We start from the raw sequence: 1,737 nt of genomic DNA, 5'->3' as shown, positions 1-1,737 counted from the left end.
TTCATCTCCGGCATGTCGAAGCCGCTCGAGCTGCCCTTCGATTTCGCCAAGATCGGCCGGCTGGCGATCTCGGCCTGCGGCACCGCCTATCTGGCAGGCCTGATCAGCAAATACTGGTTCGAGCGCTATGCGCGGCTGCCGGTCGACATCGATGTCGCCTCGGAATTCCGCTACCGCGAGATGCCGCTGTCGTCGAACGACGCCGCCTTGTTCATCTCGCAGTCGGGCGAGACCGCCGACACGCTGGCCTCGCTGCGCTACTGCCGCCGGGCCGGCATGAAGATCGGCGCGGTCGTCAATGTGCGCGAATCGACCATGGCGCGCGAGTCCGACGTCGTCCTGCCGACACTGGCCGGGCCTGAGATCGGCGTCGCCTCGACCAAGGCCTTCACCTGCCAGCTCTCAGTGCTGGCTTCGCTCGCAGTGCGGGCGGGCGTGGCGCGCGGCACGATCTCGCGCGATGAGGAGAAAGTGCTGGTGCGCGAGCTTTCAGAGGCGCCCCGCTTCGCCAACCAGGTGCTGAAGCTGGACAGCCAGATCGAGCGGATCGCGCGCGAGCTGTCCCGCTACAGCGATGTGCTCTACCTCGGCCGCGACACCAACTTCCCGCTGGCCATGGAAGGCGCGCTGAAGCTCAAGGAAATCTCCTATATCCATGCCGAAGGCTATGCCGGTGGCGAATTGAAGCATGGACCGATCGCGCTGATCGACGAGCACATGCCAGTCATCGTCATCGCTCCGCATGACCGCATCTTCGAAAAGACGGTGTCCAACATGCAGGAAGTTGCGGCGCGCGGCGGCAAGATCATCCTGATCACCGACAGCAAGGGCGCGGCGCAGGCGAGCGTGAAGACGATGGAGACAATCGTGCTTCCCGAGGTGCCGGAGATCATCTCGCCGATCATCTATGCGCTGCCGATCCAGATGCTCGCCTATTTCACCGCAGTGTTCATGGGCACCGACGTCGACCAGCCGCGCAATCTGGCGAAGTCGGTGACGGTGGAGTAGCTGAATCTGCGCCGTTCCGCCGCGGGCGCTCTTTAAAAACTTCGCAGTTCCAAACCGTGTCGCGGTTCACTAATGTTGCGGCGCAACCTGCGCTGCGGTGATCCATGTCCGACGCCCCGAAGACCTCAGGCATGACCCGGCTCAGGAATTATTTCCTGACGGGCTTCATTGTTTGCGCGCCGCTGGCGATTACCGCCTATATCGCCTGGTCCTTCATCCGCTGGGTCGATTCCTGGGTGAAGCCCTATATCCCGCTGCGCTACAGCCCGGACACCTATCTGCCGTTCCCGGTTCCCGGCTTCGGTCTCATCGTTGCGCTGGTGCTGATCACGCTGATCGGCTTCATGACCGCCAACATCGTCGGCCGCGCCATTGTCAATTTCGGCGAGCGGCTGCTTGGCCGCATGCCGCTGGTGCGCGGCATCTATGGTTCGCTGAAGCAGATTTTCCAAACGGTGCTCTCGAACAAGGGCGACATGTTCCGCCAGGTCGGGCTGGTCGAATATCCGCGCAAGGGCATCTGGTCGCTGGTCTTCGTCGCCAGCGAGAAGGAAACCGAGATCAACCAGAAGCTCGACCAGGAAGGCGACCCGCTGATTGCGGTGTTCATGCCGTGCACGCCGAACCCGACCACCGGCTTCCTGATGTATGTGCTGAAATCCGATATCGTGCTGCTCGACATGACAATCGAGGACGGCGCCAAGCTGATCGTTTCGGCCGGACTGGTGG

Annotated in this window: 2 protein-coding genes; both read left to right on the top strand. The window is 62.4% G+C overall.

The window, feature by feature from the left end; all coding sequences use genetic code 11:
• Positions 1-1,008 (top strand): glutamine--fructose-6-phosphate transaminase (isomerizing) (gene glmS, locus EN742_RS34070; RefSeq protein ID WP_128333827.1); only part of this gene is annotated, 1,008 nt, incomplete at its 5' end.
• Between the two features lie 104 nt (positions 1,009-1,112).
• The coding region (locus tag EN742_RS34065; RefSeq protein ID WP_148670486.1) for a DUF502 domain-containing protein at positions 1,113-1,737 on the top strand (625 nt) is incomplete at its 3' end.

It is taken from the genome of Mesorhizobium sp. M4A.F.Ca.ET.020.02.1.1, assembly GCF_004022645.1.
GTDB lineage: Bacteria > Pseudomonadota > Alphaproteobacteria > Rhizobiales > Rhizobiaceae > Mesorhizobium.
The sequence above is the reverse complement of the archived record's forward strand: the minus strand, read 5'-3'. Positions and strand labels throughout refer to the sequence as shown.